The following is a 19,348-nucleotide window of genomic DNA, read 5'->3' as shown; positions in this document are numbered from 1 at the left end:
TCATGAGCGCCAGTCGAGCGGGACCGTCTTCCCGCGGTCCCAGGGCCGCTCCCAGCCTGCGAAATGCACGATCCTGTCGATCACTCCGGCGGTGAAACCCCAGACCAGAGCCGATTCCACCAGGAAAGCCGGGCCCCTGTGGCCACTCGGATGGACGGTCGTCGCCCGGTTCGCCGGGTCCGTGAGATCCGCCACCGGCACGGTGAAGACACGGGCCGTCTCCGCCGGGTCGACCGCGGCGACCGGTGTGGGCACCCGCCACCAGCCGAGCACCGGGGTCACCACGAAGCCGCTGACCGGGATGTAGAGGCGGGGCAGGACGCCGAAGAGCTGGACACCACGCGGGTCGAGCCCGGTCTCCTCCCACGCCTCGCGCAGGGCGGCTCGCAGCGGGCCGTCCGTGTGCGGGTCCCCGTCCTCCGGGTCGAGCGCGCCGCCGGGGAACGACGGCTGGCCCGCGTGCGAGCGGAGCGCGCCGGACCGCTCCATGAGCAGCAGCTCGGGCCCCCGCTGCCCCTCGCCGAAGAGGATCAGAACGGCGGACTGGCGCCCTCCGCCGTCCTCGGGCGGCAGGAACCGGCTGAGCTGCTCCCCGCGGACGGCGCGCGCGGCCCGGTCCACGGGAACCAGCCAGTCGGGGATGCCTTGGCTGGTCAGGGTGGTGCCGGAGAGGTCGGGTGGGGCGGTACCGGTGTGGGTGTGAGCCTGCGCGGGGGCGGAACCGCTATTGCTGGTACTGGAGCTGCCCGCGCTGGGGCTGCCCGCGTTGGAACTGCCCGCGTTAAAACTGCCCGCGCTGGGGCTGCCCGCGTTGCCGCCGCCGTCGGTCTTACCGGCTTCGCCGACTTCGCTGACTGCGCGGGCCTCGCCGATCTCGCGGATCTCGCTGATCTCCGTGATCTCCCCGATCTCACTCACATGCTTCATAGCCGCCCCCGTCCGTCTCGTGGTGGGCCCAACGCCCGAGCACCCCCGATTCGTTCCGCCGCCGCGTTCTGTCACCCTCTCGTGCCACCCAGCGGCGGGGCCGCGATGCCGCCCGCGTCCAGGTAGGACTGCGGGGGCTTGAGGCGCTGGCCGGGCAGGCCGCCCTTCTCGTACTTGAGCAGCTTCTTCGCCTTCTCCGGATCCGTCTCGCCCTCCCCGTACGCCGGGCAGAGCGGGGCGATGGGGCAGGCGCCACAGGCCGGTTTCCGGGCGTGGCAGATGCGGCGGCCGTGGAAGATCACATGGTGGCTGAGCATCGTCCACTCGCTCTTCGGGAAGAGCGCGCCGACGGCCTGTTCGACCTTGTCCGGGTCCGTCTCGTCCGTCCACTTCCAGCGGCGCACCAGGCGGCCGAAGTGCGTGTCCACGGTGATGCCGGGGCGGCCGAAGGCGTTGCCGAGCACGACGAAGGCCGTCTTGCGGCCCACGCCGGGCAGCTTGACCAGGTCCTCCAGACGGCCCGGCACCTCCCCGCCGAAGTCCTCGCTCAGCGCCTTCGCGATGCCCATGATCGACTTCGTCTTGGCCCGGAAGAAACCGGTCGGCCGGATCAGCTCCTCGACCTCCTCGGGGTTGGCCGCGGCCAGGTCCTCCGGGGTCGGATACTTGGCGAACAGCGCCGGAGTCGTCTGGTTGACCCGCAGGTCGGTCGTCTGCGCGGACAGGACCGTGGCGAGCAGCAGCTGGAACGGGTTCTCGAAGTCCAGCTCCGGGTGGGCGTACGGATACACCTCCGCGAGCTCACGGTTGATCTTGCGCGCACGCCGGACAAGGGCGGTGTGGCTCTCGGTCTTGGCGCCGGCAGAAGCCTTCTTGGCCTCGGGGGCCCTCTTGGCCGCAGGGGTCTTCTTGGCCGCGAGGGTCTTCTTGGCCGCGAGGGTCTTCTTGGCCGCAGGGGCCTTCTTCGCGGCAGGAGCCGCCGTCTTGGCCGCGGCCGCCGTCTTGGCTGCCGCCGCCGTCTTGGCTGCCGCCGCCGTCTTGGCTGCCGTCGGCGTCTTGGCTGCTGCCGTCTGCTTGGCTGCGGCCGTCTTCTTGGCCCCGGTGGCCTTCTTCGCGGACATGGCGGCCTTCCCCTGCGCGGACACGGTCGTACGCTTCCTGCTCCCGGCGGAGCCTCCGGTGGTGGTTACGGGGGTACTGACGGGCGCATGTTCGCCCATAGCGGAATCGCGGTCTGCCGACACCGCCTCAGCCCCCTTCGCCTGCGCTCTCACCGGCCTTTTGGACACTCGGTCAGCCTAAAGCCAGGCACCGACATCCGCGCTTGAGCCGCCGGATCAGCCCCCGATTGGGCCCCCTCCCCCTCTGCTTGTGACGCGGTTGCGGCAGACTTGTGTCCGAGTGACTGATCACACTGTTTGGACCGTCCGGCAAAATGGGCAGCGGGAACGATCGACAACCGGACCGACCCGGTCGGCCGGTCGGCCCGGTCCCGATGCCGGCGACATAGGAGAGAGACTCGTGGACGACGTTCTGCGGCGCGCCCCGCTCTTCGCGGCGCTCGATGACGAGCAGGCCGCGGAGCTCCGCGCCTCCATGAGTGAGGTGACCCTCGCGCGTGGTGACGCCCTCTTCCACGAGGGCGACCCAGGAGACCGCCTGTACGTGGTGACCGAGGGGAAGGTGAAGCTCCACCGCACGTCCCCCGACGGTCGCGAGAACATGCTGGCCGTGCTCGGCCCCGGCGAGCTGATCGGTGAGCTGTCGCTGTTCGACCCGGGCCCGCGCACCGCCACCGCCAGCGCCCTGACCGAGGTGAAGCTCCTCGGCCTCGGCCACGGTGACCTGCAGCCGTGGCTCAACGCGCGCCCCGAGGTGGCCACCGCCCTGCTGCGTGCCGTCGCGCGGCGCCTGCGCAAGACCAACGACCAGATGTCCGACCTGGTCTTCTCCGACGTGCCGGGCCGCGTGGCCCGCGCGCTGCTCGACCTGTCGCGCCGCTTCGGTGTGCAGTCCGAGGAGGGCATCCACGTCGTGCACGACCTCACGCAGGAAGAGCTGGCCCAGCTGGTCGGCGCCTCCCGCGAAACGGTGAACAAGGCACTCGCCGACTTCGCGGGCCGCGGGTGGCTCCGCCTTGAGGCCCGCGCCGTGATCCTGCTGGACGTGGAGCGCCTCGCGAAGCGTTCGCGCTGACCGCGCCGCCGGTCCTGTAGCGCCGAAGACCGGACATCGATGGGCCTCGCCACAGTCTCGTGGCGGGGCCCATCGTCATCACCCGCGCGGGACGGCGGGAGTCCCGCGCGGTGGGGCCGCGGGAACCGGAAAAGCGCGTGCCCCGCGCGGTACGTGGCTGCACAGTGACTCCATGCCCACGCCAAGGCCCGTGCCGAAGCCGACGCCCCTACCAAAGCCGGTCCCCATGCCGAAGCCGACGCCCCTACCGGAGCCGGTTCCCATGCCGGAGCCGGTTCCCATGCCGAAGCCGGTTCCCATGCCGAAGCCGACGCCCACGACCACGTCGCCTGCGCCGACTGCGCCGACCACGCCGCGCCTCCCGGACCCCGACGCGGCGTCCGACGGCGCCCGTGGCCTCGACGCGCAGGGTCACATCGTGCGGGAGGGCTCCCTGATGTACGTTCAGGCCCCGTTCCGCCCGGTCGTCTCCGCCGCGCGGGACGCTCTGCGCGACACCTTCGGTGAGTCGCGGATGACCGGCGCCTACCTTTACGGCTCAGTGCCTCGCGGCACCGCCAGGCCCGGCCGCTCCGACCTCGACCTCCTGGTGGCGCTGCGCGCGGAACCGACCGAGCGGGACCGCGCGGACGCGCGGCGGCTCGACGTGGAGCTGGACGCTCGGTTCGAGCAGATCGACGGCTCGGGCACGCTGCTGTCCGGCCGGGACCGGCTGCTGAGCGACCTGGAGAGGTACGACCTGGGCTGGTTCGTCGCCTGCCTGTGCACGCCATTGCTCGGCGAGGACCTGGCCCCTCTGCTGCCCGCCTACCGACCCACGTCACTGCTCGCCCGCGAGACCAACGGTGACCTCGCCCTGTTCCTGCCTCGCTGGCGCGCGGAGATCCGGTCGACCGCGCCCGAACGTCTGCCGCGCCTCCAGCGGCGTATCTCCCGGCACCTGGTCCGCACCGGCTTCACTCTCGTCATGCCCCGCTGGAACGGCTGGACCAGCGACCTGGCCGAGATGGCCAAGGCGTTCGCCGGGTACTACCCCGAGTGGGCGGCACACATGCGGGCCGCGGCCACCGCCGCGTACGAGCCGACGGGTGAACTCGGCGCGCTGTACACCGTCACCGAAGAGCTCGGGCCGTGGCTCGCGGGCGAGTACACGCGCGTGCACGGCATCAAGAAACCACGGCCTTAAGGAGCCTCAAACCTGCCATGACACCGTCATCATCACAGCTGCCGACACCATCACAACTCCCGACGCCGTCACAACTCCCGACGCCGTCGCCGTCGCCGTCGCCCTCGCCGTCCTCCCCTGCCGAACTGGCCGCGCGATTCGAAAGGGAACGGGGGCGGCTGCGGTCCGTGGCGTACCGGATGCTCGGGTCGCTCAGTGAGGCGGAGGACGCGGTTCAGGAGAGCTGGCTGCGGCTGCAGCGCGCCGGTTCCGGCCCCGCGGCGGACGACGTAAGGAACCTGAGCGGCTGGCTGACCACCGTCGTGGGACGGATCTGCCTCGACATGTTGCGCACGCGCGCGTCCCGCCGCGAGGAGCCCCTGGACGGCACCGGAGCCGGCGACACGGAGATCCGCCTGCCCGACCCGGTGATCCGACCCGCGGACCCCGCGCGCGAGGCGGAGCTCGCGGACTCGGTCGGCCTGGCGCTGCTCGTCGTCCTCGACACGCTCGCGCCCGCGGAGCGCCTGGCGTTCGTGCTGCACGACATGTTCGCGGTGCCGTTCGACGAGCTCGCGCCGGTCGTGGAGCGCACTCCGGCGGCCACCCGTCAGCTCGCGAGCCGGGCGCGGCGCCGCGTCCAGGGCGCCGTACCGGCTCAGGACACCGACCTGGCCCGGCAGCGCCGGGTCGCGGACGCCTGGCTGGCAGCGTCGCGCGCCGGTGACTTCGACGCGTTGCTCGAACTCCTCGACCCGGACGTCCTGTTGCGCGTGGACGTGGGGCCCGGCGGGGCGTCCAAGCTGGTGCGCGGCGCGCTGGAGGTGGCCGGTCAGGCGGCCCTCTACGGGCGCACGGCCCCGGCCAGGGCCACGTACCCGGCGTTCGTCGGCGACAGCATGGGACTGGTCGCGGCGCCGGGCGGCAAGGTCGTCTCCGTGCTGGCGTTCACGTTCCGCGGTGGAAAGGTCGTCGGTGTCGACATCATCCTCGGCCCGGATCGGTTGGCTGCTCTTGCCGCTCTCGGCGCTCTCGACACCCGTGCCGGTGTCCCGGCCGAGACCGTGGCCGACACCGCGGTGGACACTCCGGACGGCCGTTAGACCGCCGTTGGACCGCCGCTAGACCAGCCCGTGTTCGCGCAGGTAGTCCAGCTGGGCCCGTACCGACAGTTCGGCCGCGGGCCACAGCGAGCGGTCCACGTCGGCGTAGACGTGCGCCACCACCTCGGCGGCCGTGGCGTACCCGTTCTCGACCGCCGACTCGACCTGGGCGAGCCGGGTCGCGCGGTGGGCGAGGTAGAACTCGACCGCGCCCTGGGCGTCGTCGAGTACGGGGCCGTGGCCCGGCAGCACCGTGTGCACCCCGTCGTCGACCGTGAGGGAGCGCAGGCGGCGCAGGGAGTCGAGGTAGTCGCCGAGACGGCCGTCCGGGTGCGCCACGACCGTCGTGCCGCGCCCGAGGATCGTGTCGCCGGTCAGGACCGCGCGGTCGGCGGGCAGGTGGAAGCAGAGCGAGTCGGCGGTGTGGCCGGGCGTCGGCACGACCCGTAGTTCGAGGCCGCCGGTCCTGACGACGTCGCCCGCCGTGAGGCCCTCGTCGCCCAGGCGCAGCGCCGGGTCGAGGGCCCGCACCTTGGTGCCGGTCAGTTCGGCGAACCTGGCCGCGCCTTCGGCGTGGTCGGGATGGCCGTGGGTGAGGAGCGTGAGGGCGACGCGCCGACCTGCCTGCTCCGCGACCTGGATCACGTGCCGCAGGTGGGTGTCGTCCAGGGGGCCGGGGTCGATGACGACGGCCAGGTCGCTGTCCGGTTCGGCGACGATCCAGGTGTTGGTGCCGTCGAGGGTCATCGCGGACGGGTTCGGCGCGAGGACGTTGATCGCGCGGGTGGTGGCGGGGCCGGAGAGCACCCCGCCGCGTGGCTGCCCCGGCAGTGCGGCGGCTTCCGTCATCGGTGGGCTCCTCCGGTCGGCTTGCCGCCGGTCGGGACGTCGCCAGTCGTCTTGTCGCCGGTCGGGACGTCGGCAGTCGGCACGCCACCGATCGGCACGTCGCCGGTCGGCACGCCACCAGTCGACTTGTCGCCAGTGGACTTGTCGCCAGTCCGCACGCCGCCAGTGGACTTGTCGATGGTCGGCACGTCACCACTCGGCACGTGCTTGGTGAACTCGTCGTGGCCCGGCCAGGTCAGCACCACCTCGCCATCGCGCAGCCTCGCCTCTGCCAGTACGGGCGTCAGGTCGCGGCCCGCGGCGCCCGCGAGGGCGCCGTTCACGGTGTCGTACGCGGCCAGGGCGCGCAGGGTGGCGATGGTGGGCGGCATCATCAGCAGCTCGCCCTTGTCGTACGCGGCCGCCGCCAGGGCCGGCCGGATCCATACGGTGCGGTCGGCCTCGCCGGAGACGTCACGGGTGCGCTGACCCGTGGGGAGCGCGGCGGCGAAGAACCAGGTGTCGTAGCGGCGCGGCTCGAACTCGGGGGTGATCCAACGGGCCCAGGCGCCGAGCAGGTCGGAGCGGAGGACGAGCCCGCGGCGGTCGAGGAACTCGGCGAACGAGAGTTCGCGGCTGACCAGCGCTCGGCGGTCCGCCTCCCAGTCGTCGCCCGTCGTGTCGCCGACGACGTCGTCCGGCGCCGGGCCCGCGAGCAGCACCCCCGCCTCCTCGAACGTCTCGCGCACCGCGGCGCAGACGACCGCCTGCGCGTCGCCCTCCGGCACGCCGAGCCGTGCGGCCCATTCCTGGCGCGACGGGCCGGCCCAGCGGACCTGACGCTCGTCGTCGCGGGGGTCGACGCCGCCGCCGGGGTAGGCGTACGCGCCCGCGGCGAACGGCATCGAGGTGTGCCGGCGCAGCATGTGCACCTCGATGCCGGTGCCACCACCCGCGCCGGCGGCCGGAGACGGCGCGGATGCGGGCGCCGACGCCGACGCGGGAGCCGATGCAGGAGCCGACACGGGAGCCGATGCGGGAGCGGACATGGGTGCCGAAGAGGCGGCGGCGCCGTCCCTGAGGAGCATCACTGTCGCAGCCCGGCGGGGTGCCGCGGGCACGAGGGTGCCTGCGGCGAGGGCCCGGATACGGTCCGGCCACTCCGGGGGGTACCACTGCCCGTTTGCCATGGCCGGAGGCTATCCGCTGACGGCCGGATGTTCGAGAGCCCACCCCCCGCCGGGCCCACCCACGCCGAGCGCGTGCCCGAGACGGGGTCGGCCCGCCCGGCGGGCCAGCTCGCCTGGTGGGCCTCCTCGCCCCCCGTGCCGGTATCCGCGCTTATCCGCTACCTACGCTTATCCGGGGTTGAGGCTGTGGTTACGCCTCGGTGAGTTCCACCTGGACCTCGACCTCGACCGGGGCGTCCAGGGGCAGCACGGCCACGCCGACCGCGCTGCGCGCGTGTACGCCCTTGTCGCCCAGGACCTCACCGAGCAGTTCGCTCGCACCGTTGATGACGCCGGGCTGCCCGGTGAAGTCCGCGGCCGAGGCCACGAAGCCGACGACCTTCACGACGCGCGCGACGCGGTCCAGGTCACCCGCGACCGACTTGACCGCGGCGAGCGCGTTCAGGGCGCAGACACGGGCCTGCTCCTTGGCCTCCTCGGCGGTCACCTCGGCGCCGACCTTACCGGTGAGCGTCAGCTTGCCGTCGACCATGGGCAGCTGCCCGGCCGTGTACACGTACACACCCGACTGCACGGCGGGCTGGTACGCGGCCACCGGCGGCACGACGGGCGGCAGGGTCAGGCCGAGCTCCCGCAGCCGGGCCTCCACCGCGCTCACGCGTCCTTCTCCCGCTTCAGATACGCCACCAGCTGCTCGGGGTTGTTCGGCCCCGGCACGACCTGGACCAGCTCCCAGCCGTCCTCGCCCCAGGTGTCCAGGATCTGCTTGGTCGCGTGCACGAGGAGCGGCACGGTCGCGTATTCCCACTTCTTTGCCATGGAGCGACTGTATCCGCCGCAACAGAGTGCACAGCCTCGGACGCAGACATCACACGGGCTCCTGCGTGATCGGGCGGCCCACTGGTTAGGCTCGCATGTGTGAGCAGGCTCCAGGTCGTCAGCGGCAAGGGCGGTACCGGAAAGACCACGGTCGCCGCCGCACTCGCGCTCGCCCTCGCGACCGAGGGCAGGCGCACACTCCTCGTGGAGGTGGAGGGCAGACAGGGCATCGCGCAGCTCTTCGAGACGGAGGCGCTGCCGTACGAGGAGCGGAAGATCGCCGTCGCTCCCGGCGGCGGCGAGGTGTACGCGCTGGCCATCGACCCCGAACTGGCGCTCCTGGACTACCTCCAGATGTTCTACAAGCTCGGCGGCGCGGGCCGTGCCCTGAAGAAACTCGGCGCCATCGACTTCGCCACGACCGTCGCCCCGGGGCTGCGCGACGTGCTGCTGACCGGCAAGGCGTGCGAGGCGGTGCGGCGCAAGGACAAACAAGGGCGTTACGCGTACGACTACGTCGTGATGGACGCGCCGCCCACCGGCCGCATCACCCGCTTCCTCAACGTGAACCACGAGGTCGCGGGGCTCGCCAAGATGGGCCCCATACACAACCAGGCGCAGGCGGTCATGCGCGTCATCAAGTCCCGCGAAACCGCGGTGCACCTGGTGACGCTCCTTGAGGAGATGCCGGTCCAGGAAACCCTCGACGGCGTCGCCGAACTGCGCGCCGCCCGGCTGCCCGTGGGCCGGGTCCTGGTGAACATGGTGCGCCCGACGCTGCTCGACGCCCCCGCCCTGGCGCTGGCCCGCGACGCCTCCGTCCGGCCCGCGGTCGCCGCCGCCCTGGCCTCCGCCGGACTCAGCGGCGCCACGAAGCTCGCGGCGCCGCTGCTAGCCCAGGCCGACGAGTACGCGGAACGCCACGCCCTGGAGCACGCCCAGCGCGGCCTGCTCGCCGACACGGGGCTCCCGCTGCACGAACTCCCCCAGCTCACCGAGGGGTTGGACCTGGCGGGCCTGTACACGCTCGCCGACTACCTGCGCGGCCAAGGAATCGGCCACGGAACCAGCCACGGAACCGACCCGGGAACCGGCCACGGAACCGACCCCCGAACCGCTCCAGGAACCGCCCCAGGAACCGACCGAGGAACCGACCGAGGGATCTAGAGACGATGACGCTGGAGACGAACGCCGCGCTCAACGTCGACCCACTGCTCGACGACCCGGAGACCCGCATCGTGGTGTGCTGCGGCTCGGGCGGTGTCGGCAAGACGACCACCGCGGCCGCCCTTGGTCTGCGCGCCGCCGAACGCGGCCGCAAGGTTGTCGTGCTCACCATCGACCCGGCCCGCCGCCTGGCCCAGTCGATGGGCATCGACTCACTCGACAACACCCCGCGCCGGGTCAAGGGCATCGAGGCCACCGGGGCAGCGGCGGGCGGCGAGTTGCACGCCATGATGCTCGACATGAAGCGCACCTTCGACGAGATCGTCGAGGCGCACGCGGACGAGGAGCGAGCCGAGGCGATCCTCTCCAACCCCTTCTACCAGTCGCTCTCAGCGGGCTTCGCGGGCACGCAGGAGTACATGGCGATGGAGAAACTGGGGCAGCTCAGGGCGCGCGACGAGTGGGATCTGATCGTCGTCGACACGCCCCCCTCCCGCTCGGCGCTCGACTTCCTGGACGCGCCCAAGCGGCTCGGGTCCTTCCTCGACGGCAAGCTCATCCGCGTACTGATGGCGCCCGCGAAGGTCGGCGGGCGGGCCGGCATGAAGTTCCTCAACGTCGGGATGTCGATGATGACCGGCGCGCTCGGCAAGCTGCTCGGCGGTCAGCTCCTGCGCGACGTGCAGACGTTCGTGGCGGCGATGGACACGATGTTCGGCGGGTTCCGCACCCGCGCGGACGCCACGTACAAGCTGCTGCAGGCGCCCGGTACCGCGTTCCTCGTCGTCGCCGCGCCGGAGCGGGACGCGCTGCGCGAGGCGGCGTACTTCGTGGAGCGGCTCGCCGCGGAGAAGATGCCGCTGGCCGGGCTCGTACTGAACCGGGTGCACGGCAGCGACGCCGAGCGAGTCTCCGCCGAGCGCGCGCTCGCCGCCGCGGAAAATCTTGACGAGCGCCGCATTGTGGATCAGACGGCCGGGAAGGAAGAGGGTCGTACCGGTACCTCGCCCACCTCTCCCGAAGGTTCTCCCGAGGGTTACCCCGAGGACAGCGAGGGCTCCGAGCACTCCCCCGACGACTCCGAGGACTCCCCCGAGGACTCCCCAGAACATCCCGACAGCGCGACCGCCACAACGACCGCCGCCACGGCCTTCGACCAGACCGCTGACGACACCTCCGTCGACCGGCTGGCCGCCACCTCCGTCGATCGGCTCGCCGCCGGTCTGCTGCGGCTGCACGCCGAGCGTATGCAGCTGATCGCACGCGAACAGCGCACGCGTGACCGTTTCACCGCGCTGCACCCCGAGGTCGCCGTGACCGAGGTCGCGGCGCTGCCCGGCGACGTACACGACCTGGCGGGCCTCCGGGACATCGGGGCCCGGCTCGCGGCCGGTGACACCCCGACCGGAGCTGCCTGAGCCTCGGCTCGCTTCAGCGGGCGCCGCCTCGGCCTCGGAGCAGGCGCGCCGAGGTCTCTGCTGACGCTGACGCCGACGCTGACGCTGACGTCAACGGCCCGTCCGGCCGCCGCCAGCGACCGGTGCACGGCCCTCAGCCGACGGCCGCGTACCGGTCGAACGCCTCGTCATGCTCGTGATGCCCGTGGCCGTGCCCATGCCCGTGCGCGTGTTCTTCGAGCTCCACGGGCAGCAGGCCCGCGCCACGCTCGTACTCCGTACGCGCTGTCTCAAGCAGTCGGCGCCACGAGGTGACGGTCGGGCGCCTGCGCAGCAGTGCGCGGCGCTCCCGCTCCGTCATGCCACCCCACACGCCGAACTCGACGCGATTGTCCAACGCGTCCGCCAGGCACTCGGTCCGCACGGGACACCCCGTGCACACCGCCTTGGCCCGGTTCTGCGCTGCTCCTTGAACGAACAGTTCATCCGGATCGGTAGTGCGGCAGGCGGCCTGCGCACTCCAGTCGACTACCCAGCCCATACCGGCGCCGTCCTCTCCCGAATCGAGGCTCCCCCACGGCGGCAAGCGGCATATTCACCGCCGCCAGTTGAGGACGTTACGGAAGGTGGGCACAGCGCAACACCCCCTTCGGGCCCAATCTTGAATGGCCCGAACGGACTATGCGTAAGCGTCAGATCACCCGACGGAGTGACCGATGGACATGTGTGATGACCCCGGCAAACCAGGACAGTTCACTTACGCCACATCGGCCACCAGGTAACACATAAGGCGAATTCGGACACTCATAGCGCCTCCGTAAGAGGCCCATTGACCCGTCGCCCCGTAGACCCGTCCCTCCGGTCGGCCCGCCGGCCCGCCGGGAGAGACGGGAAGGACTGCAAGTGGCGCCGGGGGAAGGCGCCGGGGAAACGCCGGGAACGATTCGGGGTCGTCCCACGTCTTGATACGCGACCGCACTGCTGTGACAGTTGAGTGCAGCTTAGGCCAAGGCATATACGCCTGTCCGGAGAATCAGAACGTAGGCTGCCCTGCATGGGAAAGAAGCGCTCGGCCGGGAGTGGCGGCGGACTGTCGCCGGCCCAACAGGCCGCCAAGTTCCTCGGTGTCAGCGTGGCCGCCGGTGCCGTGCTGGCCGGAATCGCCCTGCCCGCGGCAGGCGCGCTCGGCCTGGCCGCGAAGGGGTCGGTCGCCGGGTTCGACGAGATCCCGTCGAACCTGAAGACACCGCCGCTGAGCCAGCGCACCACCATCCTGGACAGCCAGGGCGGCAAGATCGCGACGGTCTACTCGCGCAACCGCACCGTGGTGCCGCTCACCAAGATCTCGCCGTACATGCAGAAGGCGATCGTCTCGATCGAGGACGCGCGGTTCTACCAGCACGGCGCCGTCGACGCCAAGGGCATCCTGCGCGCCCTGAACGCCAACGCGCGCAGCGGCGGCGTCGCCCAGGGCGCCTCCACCCTCACTCAGCAGTACGTGAAGAACGTCTTCATCGAGGAGGCGGGCGACGACCCGACGAAGGTCGCGCAGGCCACCCAGCAGACGATCGGGCGCAAGATCCGCGAGCTCAAGTACGCGATCCAGGTGGAGAAGGAGCTCGGCAAGAAGAAGATCCTCGCCAACTACCTGAACATCACGTACTTCGGCGAGCAGTCCTACGGCGTCGAGGCCGCGGCCCAGCGGTACTTCTCCAAGCACGCCGCGGATCTGAACGTGCCGGAGTCGGCCCTCCTCGCGGGCATCGTGCAGTCGCCGTCGCGCTACGACCCGATCAACGACTCGACCGAGGCGAAGAACCGGCGCGACGTGGTGCTGCAGCGCATGGCCGACACGCACGCGATCTCGCAGACCGAGGCCGACGCGGCCAAGAAGACCCCGCTGGGCCTGAAGGTGAAGAGGCCGCGCAGCGGATGCATCACGGCGGTCCGCGGCGCGTCGTTCTTCTGCAGTTACGTCGAGAAGGTCTTCCTCAACGATCCGGTCTTCGGCAAGACCGCGGCGGACCGGCTGAAGGTCTGGGACCGCGGCGGCCTGACGATCAGGACGACCCTGGACCCGCAGGCCCAGGACTCGGTGGAGGCATCCCTCAAGGAGCACGTCTACAAGACGGACCCGGTCGCCTCGGCGGCCACGCTCGTCGAGCCGGGCACCGGCAAGATCCTCGGCATGGGCCAGTCGAGGCCGTACGGCTCGGACGCGGACAAGCACCAGACGGTCTACAACTACTCGGTCAACGCCCAGTACGGCGGCGCCAACTTCGGCTTCCCGACCGGTTCGACGTTCAAGCCGTTCCTGGCGGCCGCGGCCCTGGAGCAGGGCACGCCGGTGACGAAGCAGTACCCGGCGCCGTACGAGATGCCCTACCCGAAGCAGGTCCAGACGTGCAGCGGCAAGCCGTGGGTCAACGACGGCGGCTACAAACTGTCGAACGAGAACGAGACCGAGGTCGGCCCCTTCCGCCTGAAGGAGGCGATGGAGCGGTCGATCAACACGTACTTCGTGGAGATGCTCGCCGACACCGGCATGTGCCCGGTGGCCAAGATGATCGACAAGCTGGGTGTGGTGCAGGGCAACGGCAAGAAGGTGCCCGAGGTGCCCTCGTCGATGACGCTGGGCTCGACCGGCCTGTCGCCGTTGACGATGGCCTCGGCGTACGCGGCGTTCGCCAACCGGGGTACGTACTGCACGCCGGTCGCCATCGAGTCGATCACCGGGCCGGACGGCAAGGCGCTCGACGTGCCGAAGACGCAGTGCTCACGCGCCATGTCGGAGAACACCGCGGACACGATCAACGCCCTGCTGAAGGGCGTGACCGACTCCGGTACGGGTAAGTTGGCCGGTCTCAAGGACCGGGACAACGCGGGCAAGACGGGTACGACGGACGGCCGCAGGAACGCCTGGTTCGTCGGCTACACGCCGAACCTGGCAGGCGCGGTGTGGGTCGGCAGCGCGACGCAGAGCGTCAAGATGGAGAACATCAGCATCGGCGGCCAGTACCACGAGAAGGTCTACGGCGCCGACACGCCCGGCCCGATCTGGCGAGACGCCATGACGGGCGCCCTCGCGGGCAAGCCCGCACCGACCTTCAACAAGGTCGACATCCCCGACCCCGACGCCAACAAGGGGAAGGACAAGGGCAAGAACGACGGCGGCAAGAACGACAAGGGCAAGCAGGACGGCAAGCCCGGCAGCGGAACGGTCGCCGGCACCGGCACAAGCACCGGCACCACTGGCGGCAGCCCGCTGCCCGGCGTCTCGATCCCGCCGGACCTGATCGGCGGCACCAACGGCGGCGGCAACAAGCACGGAACCGGCGGAGTCTGGGGCCACTAACCGGCTCGGTCCGGCCCCGTCGGACCTCGCAGGTATGCGTAAGGGGCGCTTCCCAGTCGGAGGCGCCCCTTACGCACAGGCCCGATGTCGACATAGGCCCGACGCCGGGCCAACAGCAGAAGTTGCCGCCCACTCAGCCGCTCAGCTTGCTCGGCTCGCTCGGCCCACTCGGCCGCTCGGCTTGCTCAGCCCACTCGGCCCACTCGGGCCGCTCAGCTTGCTCAGCCCACTCGGCCCACTCGGCCCACTCGGGCCACTCGGGCCGCTCAGCTTGCTCAGCCCACTCGGCCCACTCAGCCACTCGGCCCACTCAGCCGCTCAGCCCACTCAGCCGCTCGGCCCACTCAGCCGCTCAGCCCACTCAGCCCGCCAGCAGCCGCTTGACCGTGGCGGCGACGCGGCCGCCCTCCGCGCGGTCGGCGACCTTCGGCTTCACGATCTTCATGACCTGGCCCATGGCCCTGGGCCCCTCGGCACCCGCCGTCTTCGCCTCCTCGACCGCCTCGGCGACGATCTGCTCGAGCTCGGCGTCGCTCAGCTGCTGCGGCAGATACGTGGCGAGGACCTCACCCTCAGCCTTCTCGCGCCCGGCGGACTCGGCGCGCCCGGCCTTCTCGAATGCCTCGGCCGCCTCACGGCGCTTCTTCGCCTCCTTGGCGATCACCTTCTGCACCTCGTCGTCGGAGAGCTGGCGCTTCTCCGTGCCGGCGACCTCCTGGTTGGTGATCGCGGAGAGGGTGAGCCGCAGCGTCGAGGAGCGCAGCTCGTCGCGCTCCTTGATCGCGGCATTGAGGTCGTCCTGCAGCTTCGCCTTGAGCGTGGTCATGGCCCGATTGTCGCAGGTGCGCGGGGAGCGGCGCCCGTTGATTTCCACTGAACACGCTGTCTGACACGATGGAGACATGCGCGTGCGACACGGGATTCCCCCGACGGCCCCGAAGTCCCTCCTGAAGACCTCCCTGAAGGTGACGGCAGGCGTCGCGGCGGCGGGAGCCGCCACGGTGGCCTACGCGGCCGGCTTCGAGGCCCGCTCGTTCCGGCTTCGACGGGTGACGGTCCCGGTCCTGCCCGCCGGGATGCACCCGCTGCGCGTCCTGCAGGTCTCCGACATCCACATGGTCAGCGGCCAGCGCAAGAAGCAGCGGTGGCTTCGCTCGCTCGCGGGACTGCGCCCCGACTTCGTCATCAACACGGGCGACAACCTGTCCGACCCGGAGGGCGTCCCCGAGGTCCTCGACGCGCTCGGCCCGCTGATGGACTTCCCCGGCGCGTACGTCTTCGGCTCCAACGACTACTACGGCCCCAGGCTCCGCAACCCCGCGCGCTACTTGCTGGAGAAGGCGTCCGGCAGGCACGGCCTGAACGGCAACGCACCGGCGGTCGGCGTCATCCACAACCCGTGGGAGGTGCTGCGTGACGGCTTCGACGAGGCGGGCTGGGTGAACCTGACGAACACGCGCGGCACGCTGAAGGTGGCCGGCGTGGTGATCGGCCTCACGGGCCTGGACGACCCGCACATCAAGCGCGACCGCTACGCCCAGGTGGCGGGCGGCCCCCAGCCCGGCCACGACTTCTCACTCGGCGTGGTCCACGCCCCCTACATCCGCGCGCTCGACGCGTTCACAGCGGACGGCTACCCGCTGATCCTCGCCGGACACACCCACGGCGGCCAGCTCTGCATCCCCTTCTACGGCGCTCTGGTCACCAACTGCGACCTGGACGCGGACCGTGTGAAGGGCCTGTCCACGCATCGGGCGGCGGGCCGGACGTCCCATCTCCACGTCTCGGCGGGCTGCGGCACGAACCGCTACACGCCGGTCCGCTTCGCCTGCCCCCCGGAAGCGACACTGCTCACGCTGACACCGCGGCCCTGACACGGCGCCCGCGACGCCGAGCACCACCGCCGCAGACGCTTCGCACCACTGGCCCAGACGGTAACGATTCACACCGCTTTCACGTGGATCACACGAGACGTACGGTAAGTCCGTGATCACGCCCAGCAGCGCGGCCGACCCCTCCGCCGCTCGCCCCGTGGCGGCCGCCGCCCCGGCCGAGACGGCCACCGCTGTGGGCCGCCGCCCGCCGGCAGCCGCCTTCCGGGCACTGGTGGCCCTGGCGGCCGCGACGGGCGTCGTCATCGAGCTCTCGATCAGCACCAGCGTGCTGCGCACCCTCAGCTACTTCACGATCCAGTCCAACATCCTGCTGGCGGTCGTCCTGACACTCTCGGCCTGGCACGCCTGGACCGCCCGCCCACCGCTCAACCCCCTCCTCACAGGCGGCGCACTGCTCTTCATCGCCATCACGGGCCTCGTCTACCACCTCCTCCTGGCCAACAGCTCCAGCGGCTTCTCGATGGTCGGCGACCCGGACTTCGTCATGACGGCCCCCCACCAGGCCGCCAACCAGCTCCTGCACACGGTCACCCCCATCGGCGCGACCCTGAACTGGCTCCTGCTCACCCGCCCCGGCACCTACCGCCGACACCACGCCGCACTCTGGCTGACCTATCCCCTGGCCTACTTCGCCTTCGCCCTCACCCGCGGCGCGCTGATGCCCCCGGGCGCCCCGGCCCGCTACCCGTACCCGTTCCTGGACGTCGAGGCCCACGGCTACGCCGATGTCCTGCGCAACGCCGTCGTCCTCGGTCTGGCCTTCTACGCCCTGGCCCTGCTCCTCGTCACCCTGGACCGGATCAGGCCCGAGGCCCGCCCCCCGAAAACCGGATTTCGTCTCAGGCCACCGGTCCGCTAAAGTAATCGATGTCGCCGCGACCGCAGCACCTGCGGGAGGCGGAACAACGACATCGGGGTGTAGCGCAGCTTGGCAGCGCGCTTCGTTCGGGACGAAGAGGTCGTGGGTTCAAATCCCGCCACCCCGACAGAGAAACACCAGGTCAGGGGCCTGATCCGCTTAGCGGGTCGGGCCCCTGAGTGGTTCCAGGGGCCGTCTTGGGAGCCATTTGGGAGCCAGTCCCGGACGACGCGCAGTCTCCAGCCCGCGTCCTGACCTGCCGCATCCAACGGCTGGCCGCCCGCCCCGCGCCCAGTGAACGAGCCCGCGCCGCCCAAGCCCGCAGCTCGAGGTATCGCCCCGGCGCACCCGGCCCCACCGCGGCGTCCGCGTTCGGCATGCCACCGAACGGGCCGGCCCAGCAGTCCCGGCGACGCTGATCACGCCTGTCGGGACACCACCGGAGCGAGCAGCTCCAGTGCCTCCTCCCAGCGGAAGCGGTCGGCCCCGCCGCCGGCCTTCGGCTTGTGCGGTTCGTACGAGCCGAGCAGGACGCCCATCTCGCGGAGCACGTCGAGGCTGCGCGCGTACGCGGGGTGGGCGGCCTGCGCCGCGTTCAGGTACGGGAGGGCGGTGATGGGGATGCCCATGCCGTGCGCCTCGCACAGAATGCCCAGCGCGAGCGTGTCGGAGATTCCGGCCGCCCACTTGTTGATCGTGTTGAACGTCGCCGGGGCCACGGCAATCGCATCGGCGGGCGGCAGCGGGCGCGGGTCCCCGGGCTGCCGCCACGCGGACCGGATCGGGTAGCCGGTCTGTGCCTCGACCGCTGTCGCGTCGATGAAGCCGAGACCCTGCGGGGTGACGACCACGCCCACGTCCCAGTTCGCCTCCTGTGCCGCCGTGATCAGTTTGCCCACGTCACCGGCGATGCCGGACGCGCACACGACGACGTACAGGAACGGCTTCCTGGCCTGCGGTTCGGACTGCGGCGCGCTCACGCGGGGACTCCCAACTGTCGGCTGAAGTGGTGCAGCTCTGGCAGGCTACGACGCCGGTCGCGGGCCGCCATGTCGGCGACCAGCTCGCGGACGGCGGGGCGGCGGATGTCCTGGGCCGCGCAGCTCTCGGCGATGCGCAGGGCCTGGTAGCCGTCGCCGAGGCGGCCTTGCTGGCTGTAGGCGCGGGCGGACTCGACCCACAGGGCGGCGCGGCGTTCGGGGACGGGGATGTGGCGGCGCATGAGCGGGCGTGCGGTCTCCAGGGCGATCCCCGCGTCGCCGAAGGTGACGGCGGCGCTGACGGCATGCAGGTCGACGTTGGTGGGGCTGAAGTTGGCCCAGGCGTCGGGGCTGTCAAGAGCCACGTAGCGGGCGACTTCTCTGGCCTCGGTGAGGAAGTCGTGGGTGGCGGAGCGGTCGCCACCGTTGCTGGCTGCGGTCACTCCGCGCAGGAGGAGCAGGCCGAGTGCGGCGAGGTAGCGCGGGGAGCGTTGATCGTAGGAGCCGGTGAGCTGGTTCGCGGTGTGGCGGACGAGGGTGACGGCTTGGACGGCGTGGTCGCCGCGCGTGAGGGCGTGCGCGTGAACGCGGACGCTGGAGGCGAGGACGACCGGGTTGCCGGAGCGTTCGGCCTCGGCCATGGCTCGCCCGACGGCGAGCCAGGCGTTGCCCTGGTCACTCTGTTTGAGCAGCAGACTCGCCGAGGTCTGGTACGCGGTGGCCAGGGGTCCGGAGAGGTCGCTGGAGCCGGGGGCGTTGCCGATCGCCTGCCTGAGCTGCCCGATGAGGGCGGGCAGGCTGCGTTCCAGCGCGGTGTAGTCGCAGGTGCAGAACAGGCGTCGTACGTCTGCGACGTGGGACTGCAGGCCCTGAAGGTCGGGTGGCGGGCCGGTGGGGGTATGCGGTGTGGCTCCCGGCAGCAGGGACTGGATCAGCTCGTTGTGAGCGGCCGAGGCGGTGGCCCGGCCTGCGGCCGGGGTGGTGGTGAGCGCGGCGATACCGGCGGCGCCCGCGGCAAGGAACGTACGGCGGTGCATGTCCTCGGTCTCAGGGCCGGAAGGGCTGTTGTTCGTGGTGGCGGCGAGGCCGAGGCGGTGCGGCGGGATGTTCAACACCTGCGCGATCTCGCGCAGCACGCGGACGTCCTCGGTGCCCTTGCCCGACTCCAGGCGGCTCACCTTGGACTGGTGGTAGCCCAGCGCGGCGGCGACGTCCTTCTGCGAGCGTCGCTGCACCACGCGGGCCTGCCGGATCAGTTCCCCGATCCGGGCGGCGTCGCTGACCTGCCTGGCCGGTCCCGCCGGTCCCGCCGGTCCAACCGGCCTGTCTGGTCTTGCTGAACTGTGCTCTTCGGCCATCTGTGCCACGGCCCCTTCCGCCGCCGCCGATCGTGCCTGCTCAACCGAGCGTAAGCGACAGCGAATTGACTGCGATGCAGCAACTGCATAAGTCATGCGGCACCGGCAC

Annotated in this window: 18 protein-coding genes and 1 tRNA gene; 9 read left to right on the top strand and 10 right to left on the bottom strand. The window is 71.2% G+C overall.

Annotated features, from left to right (window positions below):
- Together OFY01_RS08580 and nth are read right to left on the bottom strand one after the other, a co-directional pair.
- The gene (locus tag OFY01_RS08580) at positions 1 to 657 is read right to left on the bottom strand and encodes an NUDIX hydrolase (protein WP_266597948.1); all 657 of its coding nucleotides are present in this window, start codon (positions 655 to 657) and stop codon (positions 1 to 3) included.
- Positions 658 to 998: 341 nt separating this feature from the next.
- The gene (gene nth / locus OFY01_RS08575) at positions 999 to 2,048 is read right to left on the bottom strand and encodes an endonuclease III (RefSeq protein WP_266597946.1); all 1,050 of its coding nucleotides are present in this window, start codon (positions 2,046 to 2,048) and stop codon (positions 999 to 1,001) included.
- A 400-nt stretch (positions 2,049 to 2,448) separates the two neighbouring features.
- Between nth and OFY01_RS08570 the strand changes: the two genes are divergently transcribed.
- The 3 genes from OFY01_RS08570 to OFY01_RS08560 all read left to right on the top strand — a co-directional run bounded on the left by OFY01_RS08570 (position 2,449) and on the right by OFY01_RS08560 (position 5,391).
- A complete protein-coding gene (locus OFY01_RS08570; RefSeq protein WP_031090867.1) occupies positions 2,449 to 3,123 on the top strand; it encodes a Crp/Fnr family transcriptional regulator in 675 nt (224 codons plus the stop codon).
- Between the two features lie 436 nt (positions 3,124 to 3,559).
- On the top strand, positions 3,560 to 4,309 hold the full coding sequence (locus tag OFY01_RS08565) for a nucleotidyltransferase domain-containing protein (RefSeq protein WP_266597944.1): 750 nt from the start codon (positions 3,560 to 3,562) through the stop codon (positions 4,307 to 4,309).
- 125 nt (positions 4,310 to 4,434) lie between these two features.
- Positions 4,435 to 5,391 carry a sigma-70 family RNA polymerase sigma factor gene (locus OFY01_RS08560; RefSeq protein ID WP_266597942.1) on the top strand — a complete coding sequence of 319 codons (957 nt, stop codon included), beginning with the start codon at positions 4,435 to 4,437 and terminating at the stop codon, positions 5,389 to 5,391.
- Between the two features lie 18 nt (positions 5,392 to 5,409).
- On the opposite strand, the gene OFY01_RS08555 is transcribed toward OFY01_RS08560, so the two are convergent.
- The 4 genes from OFY01_RS08555 to OFY01_RS08540 all read right to left on the bottom strand — a co-directional run bounded on the left by OFY01_RS08555 (position 5,410) and on the right by OFY01_RS08540 (position 8,228).
- Positions 5,410 to 6,240 carry an MBL fold metallo-hydrolase gene (locus OFY01_RS08555; protein WP_266597910.1) on the bottom strand — a complete coding sequence of 277 codons (831 nt, stop codon included), beginning with the start codon at positions 6,238 to 6,240 and terminating at the stop codon, positions 5,410 to 5,412.
- The gene (locus tag OFY01_RS08550) at positions 6,237 to 7,409 is read right to left on the bottom strand and encodes an NUDIX hydrolase (RefSeq protein ID WP_407700301.1); all 1,173 of its coding nucleotides are present in this window, start codon (positions 7,407 to 7,409) and stop codon (positions 6,237 to 6,239) included. The genes OFY01_RS08555 and OFY01_RS08550 overlap by 4 nt, the downstream gene beginning before the upstream one ends.
- Positions 7,410 to 7,599: 190 nt before the next feature.
- Positions 7,600 to 8,067, bottom strand: a complete 468-nt coding sequence (locus OFY01_RS08545; RefSeq protein ID WP_266597908.1) for a RidA family protein — start codon at positions 8,065 to 8,067, stop codon at positions 7,600 to 7,602.
- Complete coding sequence (locus OFY01_RS08540; RefSeq protein ID WP_086020382.1) at positions 8,064 to 8,228, bottom strand: DUF4177 domain-containing protein; 165 nt, start codon at positions 8,226 to 8,228, stop codon at positions 8,064 to 8,066. The genes OFY01_RS08545 and OFY01_RS08540 overlap by 4 nt, the downstream gene beginning before the upstream one ends.
- 99 nt (positions 8,229 to 8,327) lie before the next feature.
- On the opposite strand from OFY01_RS08540, the gene OFY01_RS08535 reads away from it, so the two are divergent.
- Positions 8,328 to 9,395 carry an ArsA-related P-loop ATPase gene (locus tag OFY01_RS08535; protein WP_266597904.1) on the top strand — a complete coding sequence of 356 codons (1,068 nt, stop codon included), beginning with the start codon at positions 8,328 to 8,330 and terminating at the stop codon, positions 9,393 to 9,395.
- A gap of 5 nt (positions 9,396 to 9,400) precedes the next feature.
- Positions 9,401 to 10,813 (top strand): ArsA family ATPase, encoded by a 1,413-nt coding sequence (locus OFY01_RS08530; protein WP_266597902.1) that lies wholly within the window; start codon positions 9,401 to 9,403, stop codon positions 10,811 to 10,813.
- A 133-nt stretch (positions 10,814 to 10,946) separates the two neighbouring features.
- On the opposite strand, the gene OFY01_RS08525 is transcribed toward OFY01_RS08530, so the two are convergent.
- Positions 10,947 to 11,333, bottom strand: a complete 387-nt coding sequence (locus OFY01_RS08525; RefSeq protein ID WP_266597900.1) for a WhiB family transcriptional regulator — start codon at positions 11,331 to 11,333, stop codon at positions 10,947 to 10,949.
- A 513-nt stretch (positions 11,334 to 11,846) separates the two neighbouring features.
- Between OFY01_RS08525 and OFY01_RS08520 the strand changes: the two genes are divergently transcribed.
- Positions 11,847 to 14,147 carry a transglycosylase domain-containing protein gene (locus OFY01_RS08520; RefSeq protein WP_266597899.1) on the top strand — a complete coding sequence of 767 codons (2,301 nt, stop codon included), beginning with the start codon at positions 11,847 to 11,849 and terminating at the stop codon, positions 14,145 to 14,147.
- 361 nt (positions 14,148 to 14,508) lie between these two features.
- Here the strand turns inward: OFY01_RS08520 and OFY01_RS08515 are convergent, their stop codons facing one another.
- Positions 14,509 to 14,973, bottom strand: a complete 465-nt coding sequence (locus tag OFY01_RS08515) for a GatB/YqeY domain-containing protein (protein ID WP_266597897.1) — start codon at positions 14,971 to 14,973, stop codon at positions 14,509 to 14,511.
- Between the two features lie 76 nt (positions 14,974 to 15,049).
- Here OFY01_RS08515 and OFY01_RS08510 point away from each other — a divergent pair, with 76 nt between their 5' ends.
- The 3 genes from OFY01_RS08510 to OFY01_RS08500 all read left to right on the top strand — a co-directional run bounded on the left by OFY01_RS08510 (position 15,050) and on the right by OFY01_RS08500 (position 17,028).
- Complete coding sequence (locus OFY01_RS08510) at positions 15,050 to 16,021, top strand: metallophosphoesterase (protein ID WP_266597895.1); 972 nt, start codon at positions 15,050 to 15,052, stop codon at positions 16,019 to 16,021.
- A 112-nt stretch (positions 16,022 to 16,133) separates the two neighbouring features.
- Positions 16,134 to 16,901: a Pr6Pr family membrane protein gene (locus tag OFY01_RS08505; RefSeq protein ID WP_266597893.1), complete on the top strand. Its 768-nt coding sequence runs from the start codon at positions 16,134 to 16,136 to the stop codon at positions 16,899 to 16,901.
- Positions 16,902 to 16,954: 53 nt separating this feature from the next.
- Positions 16,955 to 17,028: transfer RNA gene (locus OFY01_RS08500), tRNA-Pro, on the top strand.
- A gap of 292 nt (positions 17,029 to 17,320) precedes the next feature.
- Here the strand turns inward: OFY01_RS08500 and OFY01_RS08490 are convergent.
- A complete protein-coding gene (locus tag OFY01_RS08490; RefSeq protein ID WP_266597891.1) occupies positions 17,321 to 17,881 on the bottom strand; it encodes a flavoprotein in 561 nt (186 codons plus the stop codon).
- Positions 17,878 to 19,119 carry a helix-turn-helix domain-containing protein gene (locus OFY01_RS08485; protein ID WP_266597889.1) on the bottom strand — a complete coding sequence of 414 codons (1,242 nt, stop codon included), beginning with the start codon at positions 19,117 to 19,119 and terminating at the stop codon, positions 17,878 to 17,880. The genes OFY01_RS08490 and OFY01_RS08485 overlap by 4 nt, the downstream gene beginning before the upstream one ends.
- Positions 19,120 to 19,348: the final 229 nt, after the last annotated feature.

Origin of the sequence: Streptomyces beihaiensis (assembly GCF_026274175.1) — a bacterium.
GTDB classification, from domain to species: Bacteria; Actinomycetota; Actinomycetes; order Streptomycetales; family Streptomycetaceae; genus Streptomyces; species Streptomyces beihaiensis.
The sequence above is the reverse complement of the archived record's forward strand: the minus strand, read 5'-3'. Positions and strand labels throughout refer to the sequence as shown.